Below are 6,974 nucleotides of genomic sequence, written 5' to 3'. Positions count from 1 at the left end.
GCCCCCACCCCAACCCCTCCCCTGAAGGGGAGGGGCTCGATTGGCGTCAGTCGACCTTCGAAAACCGCGCCCAGATCGGCAGGTGGTCCGACGCCCGCGCCGCGAGCGCGCTCTGATGCACGCCGGCATCGACGGCCTGGAGATCGGGGGTCGCGAAGATGCGGTCGAGCTTTGCGACGGGGCGGCGGCTGTGGAAACTGTGGCCGGTATCGACAAGCCGGTGGCGCTCGCCGAAATCGGCAAGGCAGCCGCCGCGCGGCCGCCATTCGTTGCAGTCGCCCATCAGGATCGTCGGCAGGTCCTCGCCCTCGGCGACATGATTGAGAATCGCGCGCGCCTGCTGGCGGCGGCGTAGCCCGGAAATGTCGAGGTGCATGCCGACGACGCGCAGCCGCGTGTCGCCGATACGGACCGTCGCGGCGACGGCGCCGCGCGGTTCCAGCGTCGGCAGGTGGAGCGCGTGGCTTTCCTCGACCACGGCGCCCTTGCGCACGAGCAGCGCGTTGCCGTGCCAGCCGATCGCATAGGGGCGCCCGCCGAGCAAGTCGACGGGGACATAGTCGCTATGCTCTTCGAACATGTGCGGCGGGATCGCGCTCGCGCGCGTGCCGAAACGGCGATCGGCCTCTTGCAGTGCGACGATATCGGCGTCGAGCTCGCCGAGCACCGACAGCACCCGGCCCGGGTCGCGGCGCCGGTCGAGCCCGATGCCCTTGCGCATATTGTAACTGGCGACCTTGATCATGACGTGCTTTTCAAGCGCTCAGGCCGCGTTTCCGTTCCCGCTCGCCTCGAATTCGGCGATCAGCGCCCGCGCCTCGTCCAGATCCTCGTCGAGCACCATGATGCGGACCGGGATGAGCAGCCCCACGCTTTCGGCGATATTCATGCCCGCGTCGAAACAGACGGCGTGGACGCCCGCGCTTTCGAGCCGACCGCGCAGCAGTTCGGCCTCGGCGCCATTGGGCAGGCGTACCAATTCAACCAATGGCATCAGGCATCGCCGGTAATGAAGCGGTCGGTCGGGCGCGTCGGCAGGCCGTCGATGCTTCGGTCCCGCTCCTTGAACTTTTCGACCCACAGGGCGCGATCGGCCTGGCGGTGATATTTTTGCAGCGTGTCGCGCTCGTGCTGCAATTCCATCATCGGCACGCCCCAGCCGCAGCTCGTCTGCACGCTGTCGACGTCGATCACGAAAATCTGGCGCGTGCCGGGAAGCAGGGTGAAGTTTGCGGCGAGCGCGCCCCACTCGGCATCCTGCGGCAGCACCGGGCGCCCGCGGCCATAGATGCGCAGGATGAGCGCGCTGCGGTCGAAGGCGCAGAACATGATCGTGATGCGGCCGTCGGCGGCGAGGTGCGCGTGCGTCTCGTTGCCCGATCCGCCGAGGTCGAGATAGGCGACCTTGCTGTCCGACAGGATCTTGAAGCTGTCGGCATAGCCCTTGGGCGACAGGTTGATGCGCGCATCGGCGGCCGCGGTCGCGGTGAAATAGACCGGCTGCTTTTCGATGAAGGCGATATGTTTATCGGTCAGCGTTTCGGTGAATTCGGCCATGGCTGTTCTCCGTATTGCGCCCGTCCTATCACCAATTCTTGCCCTCTTCTATCGCGGCCTCCTCGTCGGTGCGCGTCGCGCGGCCGAGGGCCTCGTTGCGATGCGGGAAGCGGCCGAAGCGGTCGACGACGGCGAAATGTTTTTGCGCATAGTCCTGGAACATCGGATCGCCGAACTGCGCGAACAGGCGCAGCGATTCGCGCTGGTCGTCCATATTCTCGCTGTGCTGGAAGGGCAGGCAAGCGAATTGGCGCCGTTCGTCGGGCCAGTTTTCGTGCCAGCCGCGCTCGACGATGCCGCGCGCGATCGCGCGGGCGAGATCGTCGGTGGCGAAGGCGTCGGCGTGGCCGCGATAGATGTTGCGCGGCACCTGATCGAACAGGATCGCGGCGGCGAGCGCGGTGTCGGGATCGGTCAGGAAGGCTTCGGCGGGCTGCGATCGCAGCGCTTCGTGCCAGCCTTCCGCCAGATCGCGGACGGCGTCGTCGAATTCGGCGCCGCCGCCGTACCAGTCGTCCATGCCGTGCGCATCGAACCAGAAGGCGAGCAATTGCCGCGCCCAGTCGGCAGGGGGAGGGGCGGGCGTTTCAGGATCATTCGTCATTGCGAGCATAGCGAAGCAATCCAGAGCGGTTTATGCAACCCTTGGATTGCTTCGCTGCGCTCGCAATGGCGTGACGACCGGAGGCTATTCGCCCTTGACGCGCTTGTAAGGCACGAATTTGCCGAGCGACACGAAGCCGGCGTACATATGGCTCGTGCGGTCGCGCAGTTCGACGGGATCGATGCTGCACAGCTGGCTGCCGGTCGTCTTGGTCACGAGAATATCGTCGTCGTCGAGCGATTCGGCGCCGCCCTTCGGCCGGTTGACCCAATAGGTGCTGCCGACCTTGTAGACGATCGCGGTCTTGTCGATGATCTGCGAACTGCGCGCGGTCGAGAGCGAGATGCAATCCTGCGGCTCGCCCGCGACGCGGCCTTCGAGCAGCTTGGCGAGCTGGTCTTCGGGCGCGAGCTTTTCGCGCGCGGCGGCGGGCGTGGCTGCCATGGCAGCGGCGGCGAGAAGCGCCGGGATGAGGTGACGCATGGTTCGACTCCTGTCTTTCATACCCTACCCGGCGTCTTTCTGCGCCAACGCGCGTGAACAGGGGCTGACTCGCCGCCGTTTCAGCACGCCCCGTCGGGAAGCGGGATGCCGAGCGGCCCTTTGCATTTCTTCTTTTTCGCGGGTTCGACCGGGGTGCTTCCGCCGGTCGTCGATCCGCCCCCCGATCTGCTCTGGCCGCCGAAATCGGCGCCGATCAGCAGCGCGGTGTGTGAACGGAAACGCACCTTTGCGGTCCAGTCGATGTTCCACACGGCATTGCCTGCGGGTTTGGGCGGATAAGAGAAATTGGCTTCGGGGCCAAAGGCGTTCAAATTACCGAACATCATCTCGCCCGACGCCTTCTTGGCTTCCGCGGGGATCTGACAGCTCGTCTGCGACGGCGGCATCACGATTTTCTTCGTGACAAGTCCCGCGACGGTCGACGGCGGCAGCCAGTCCCACAGCCTGCCGCCGAATTCGCGCGCGTTGCTGCTGGTCCACCACACCATGTCGCCCCCATTTCCTCCAGCGCCGCCGCCACGGTCCATGCCACCGAACGCCCAGGCGACATAGCCGGTCGCGGGCTGGAGTTGGTTCCAGCGGATCATCAGCGACCCGTCGGGCTGCGGCGACGTCGAGGCGTTAAGCGCGGGCATATAGTCCTGCGCCAGCGTGAAGTTGATTTCGGGCCCGACATTGCCCGCGATACGGTGCGCACCGAGCAGCGATGACCCCGAAGGCGGCTGTTTCGCCGATTTGCTGTTCGGCCAGCCGGCGTAGCTTTTGCTGTTCGTCGTCATCACTTCGCGGATGCGCGGAATTGTGGTCGTGTAGAGATTGGGCGGCATCTGCCCCGCCGCGAGCTTGGCGAAATCGATGATCACCGGCTGGCCCGGTCCGGCCTTGGCGCCGCAGCCCCAGAACAGCAGCAAGCGTCCCTTGGGTCGTTCGAAATCCTTGGGCAGTTCCGACGTGCCGGTCTCGTCCTGGCGCCTGCCCGGGTCGGGACCGAGCAGCGGCAGTAATTTGCCGAGCTTGGCTGCGGGCAGGAAGAAATGGTCGGCCTTCACCGGCGGCGGCACGGGCGTCTGGGCCGAGCCGAGCCGCAGTTCGAGCGTACGCGCGACCTGGCTGTCGGGACCACCGCCGAACATCATGCCCATCATGCTGCCGACCCCGGGTTTGCCGCCGCCCGCAGTCATCGCGGCAAAGCCCGACGCCGTCGCGACGTCCATTTCATAACGTTCCTTGGGGCCGGTCGATTTTTGCGCCGAGCCGGGAACGGCGGCGAGCATCGCGGCGACGGCGGCCACGGAAACAAAACGCAGATTCGAACGCATATTACCCTCCCTGTTGCAGGATTGCCCCCGCGGATGATGCGACCGATTCTTGTTCTGTTTGGGTAAGCTATATGCGCGGGAGGGGCGAACGCCAAGTGAGGGCGATCACAATCGACCATCCTCCCTTGATGGGGGAGGCAGCGAGACTTGCCAGCTTGCTGGCTAGTCGCAGCGGTGGGGGTGCGGCTTCGGCCTGATGCTGCGCGGCGGAAGGACGCACCATCACCCTCATCCAACTTCGCCTAGCCGCTTCGCGGCAAGGCGGCGTATCCTTCTCCCATCGAGGGAGAAGGAATTCAGGCTGTACCGCCGACGGTCAGCCCGCTGACCAGCAAGGTCGGCTGGCCGACGCCGGCGGGGACGCTCTGGCCGCCCTTGCCGCAGATGCCGATACCCTCGTCGATTGCCATGTCGTTGCCGATGCCCATGACCTTGGTGAGCACGCTCGGGCCGTCGCCGATCAAGGTCGCGCCCTTGATCGAATCGCCCAATTTGCCATTCTCGATCTTGTACGCCTCGGTGCAGCTGAAGACGAACTTTCCCGACACGATGTCGACCTGTCCGCCGCCGAAGCTTTTGGCGAAAATGCCGGTCTTGACGCGGCTGAGCAGCTCGGCCGGATCGTCATTGCCGCCGCGCATGAAGGTGTTGGTCATCCGCGGCATCGGCGCGTGCGCGAAGCTTTCGCGGCGGCCGTTGCCGGTGGGTTCGACCCCCATCAGGCGGGCGTTGAGGCGGTCCTGCATATAGCCCTTGAGGATGCCGTCCTCGATCAGCACGGTCTCGCCGGTGGGCGTGCCTTCGTCGTCGATGCTGAGCGAGCCGCGACGACCGCCGCCGACCGGGCTGTCCATCGCGCCGTCGTCGACCACGGTGACGCCGGGCGCGGCGACGCGCTGACCGATGCGGCCCGAAAAGGCGCTGGTGCCCTTGCGGTTGAAATCGCCCTCGAGCCCGTGGCCGACGGCTTCATGGAGCAGCACGCCCGGCCAGCCGGGTCCGAGCAGCACGGTGAATTCGCCCGCGGGCGCATCGACCGCGCGCAGGTTGACAAGCGCCTGTGCCAGCGCCTCGTCGATCGCGCGGTTCCACTGCGCGGGTTCGAACAGATGATCGTACATATAGCGCCCGCCAAGGCCGAAATAACCGGTTTCGCGGCGGCCATTTTCCTCGACCACGATCGAGACGTTGAGGCGGACGAGCGGGCGGATGTCGGTTGCGAGGAAACCGTCGGCGCGGACGATCTCGACGACCGACCAGCTGCCCGCGAGCGCGACCGAGACCTGGACGATACGCGGATCGCGCGCACGCGCGGCGGCGTCGATTTCCTGGCAGAGCGCGACCTTCTTCGCGAAGGGGATGAGGTCGAGCGGGTTCGCCTCGTCATAAAGGTGGCGGTTGGTGCGCGGCGGCGGCGCGGCGTGCGCCTGGTTCGAGGGATCGAGCAAAGCGAGCGTCTCGGCGGCGCGGCGGATCGCGCCGGCGCTGATGTCGCTGGCGTGCGCAAAGCCCGTCATCTCGCCCGACACGGCGCGCAGGCCAAAGCCCGCGTCGGTCGAATAGTCGGCGGTCTTCAATCGCCCGTCGTCGAAGCCGAAGCTCTCGGTCGCGCGATATTGAAGGTACAGCTCGCCGTCGTCGGCCTTGCCGAGCGCTTCGCGCGCGAGCGTCTGCGCCAGATCGGGGTCGAGCGCGTCGGCGCGATAAAGGAAGCGGCGGGGGTCGGTCGGGCTTGTCATGGGGGTGATATAGGCGCGCCGTCGGCCAGCGCAAAGACCCGTTCGCTACGAGCCGATATTGCAAGGTCCCACCCGAATGTCGGCATTGGGGTGGGAAGCGGCCGCCAAAATCCTCCCTGTCGCGAAGCGATGGGGAGGGGGACCGCCGCCGCAGGCGGTGGTGGAGGGGCTGCGACGTCGCGCCCCGCCCCTCCGTCAGCGCTTCGCGCTGCCACCTCCCCATGCCTGCGGCACAGGGAGGACCAAATGTCCGCAACCGATCGAAACCGGACATCGATCTACAGATAATTCACCGTCAGCGTAAACGTCCCGCTGTAATCACCCTCGGGCTGGTTCGCGGGGACGGTGAGCGTGCCGCCGATATAATAGGTCTGCACCCCGCTGGGCAGGAGGGTGCCGCCGAGCAGCGCGATGCCGCCGCCGCTGGTGCTGGCCGCACGGACGAGGCTGGCGGTCATCGGCGCCGCGCCGCCGCCGGCGCGCGCGAGCGTCACCGAGGTACTGCCCGACACGGTGATGAGCAAAATGCCGCCGGTGCCCTGGAATATCGCGCGCTGGGTGCCGGCCCCGACGGGGGTCACTCCGCCGCTGGTCGTGCGCGCGCCCGTAACGGCATTGATCGACACCGTGCCGCCGGTCGGTCCGCTGATCAACGTGCCGAAATCGAGATCGTCGGTCTTGATCAGTGTGTTCGGGCGAACGACCGCCGCGTTGGCGGTGCCAGCCATATCGGCGGCATAGGCTGGTCCGCATAGCGCCGCGCCCGCCACTGTCGCCGCGAGGGTCAGGGCGCGAGCAGCTCCCCGACAGTTTCTGGTCCCTTGAATTCCCACAGATTCTGCTCCTGTCTGGCACATCTTATGCCAGCGGGACCTTCATCGCTGATGCATGGGGTTAGTGAATCGGCCGTTTACTTCCGGCCGCCGATTTACGCCTTGTCGGCGATCCCGCCGGCGTTCAACCTTTGTCGGCGATCCCGCCGATCAGAATGAAGCGCCGGTCGCAATAGCCGCAGTCGGCGAAGCCCTCATCGGTGTCGATTTCGAGCCATACGCGCGGGTGGCCGAGCGCCGCATCGGCGAGGCTGTCGCCGGTGCCGTCGCAGGCGATGCGGGTTTTGGGCGTGCGGATGGTTTCGGGGGCTGGCTGGGTCATCGACCGCGCCCATAGCAAGCGTGACGGGCGCCCGCAATCGGGTCTCTCTTGATCCTCCCCGTCGCGCAGCGATGGGGAGGTGGCAGCGCGTAGCGC

Annotated in this window: 9 protein-coding genes; all 9 read right to left on the bottom strand. The window is 66.5% G+C overall.

The window, feature by feature from the left end:
- Positions 1-46 precede the first annotated feature (46 nt).
- Positions 47-745, bottom strand: a complete 699-nt coding sequence (locus ACREBX_RS05735) for an endonuclease/exonuclease/phosphatase family protein (protein WP_431560796.1) — start codon at positions 743-745, stop codon at positions 47-49.
- Between the two features lie 18 nt (positions 746-763).
- On the bottom strand, positions 764-994 hold the full coding sequence (locus ACREBX_RS05730) for a DUF2007 domain-containing protein (protein WP_431560795.1): 231 nt from the start codon (positions 992-994) through the stop codon (positions 764-766).
- On the bottom strand, positions 994-1,557 hold the full coding sequence (locus ACREBX_RS05725) for a pyridoxamine 5'-phosphate oxidase family protein (RefSeq protein WP_431560794.1): 564 nt from the start codon (positions 1,555-1,557) through the stop codon (positions 994-996). The genes ACREBX_RS05730 and ACREBX_RS05725 overlap by 1 nt, the downstream gene beginning before the upstream one ends.
- A gap of 28 nt (positions 1,558-1,585) precedes the next feature.
- A complete protein-coding gene (locus ACREBX_RS05720; RefSeq protein WP_431560793.1) occupies positions 1,586-2,170 on the bottom strand; it encodes a DUF924 family protein in 585 nt (194 codons plus the stop codon).
- 75 nt (positions 2,171-2,245) lie between these two features.
- Positions 2,246-2,644 carry a hypothetical protein gene (locus ACREBX_RS05715; protein ID WP_431560792.1) on the bottom strand — a complete coding sequence of 133 codons (399 nt, stop codon included), beginning with the start codon at positions 2,642-2,644 and terminating at the stop codon, positions 2,246-2,248.
- 80 nt (positions 2,645-2,724) lie between these two features.
- The gene (locus ACREBX_RS05710; protein ID WP_431560791.1) at positions 2,725-3,984 is read right to left on the bottom strand and encodes a hypothetical protein; all 1,260 of its coding nucleotides are present in this window, start codon (positions 3,982-3,984) and stop codon (positions 2,725-2,727) included.
- 296 nt (positions 3,985-4,280) lie between these two features.
- Complete coding sequence (tldD, locus tag ACREBX_RS05705; protein ID WP_431560790.1) at positions 4,281-5,723, bottom strand: metalloprotease TldD; 1,443 nt, start codon at positions 5,721-5,723, stop codon at positions 4,281-4,283.
- A 278-nt stretch (positions 5,724-6,001) separates the two neighbouring features.
- On the bottom strand, positions 6,002-6,451 hold the full coding sequence (locus tag ACREBX_RS05700) for a DUF4402 domain-containing protein (protein ID WP_431560789.1): 450 nt from the start codon (positions 6,449-6,451) through the stop codon (positions 6,002-6,004).
- A gap of 229 nt (positions 6,452-6,680) precedes the next feature.
- Entirely contained in the window at positions 6,681-6,878 is a 198-nt protein-coding gene (locus tag ACREBX_RS05695; protein ID WP_431560788.1) for a zinc-finger domain-containing protein, read from the bottom strand.
- Positions 6,879-6,974: the final 96 nt, after the last annotated feature.

It is taken from the genome of Sphingopyxis sp. (assembly GCF_050725655.1).
GTDB lineage: Bacteria > Pseudomonadota > Alphaproteobacteria > Sphingomonadales > Sphingomonadaceae > Sphingopyxis.
The sequence above is the reverse complement of the archived record's forward strand: the minus strand, read 5'-3'. Positions and strand labels throughout refer to the sequence as shown.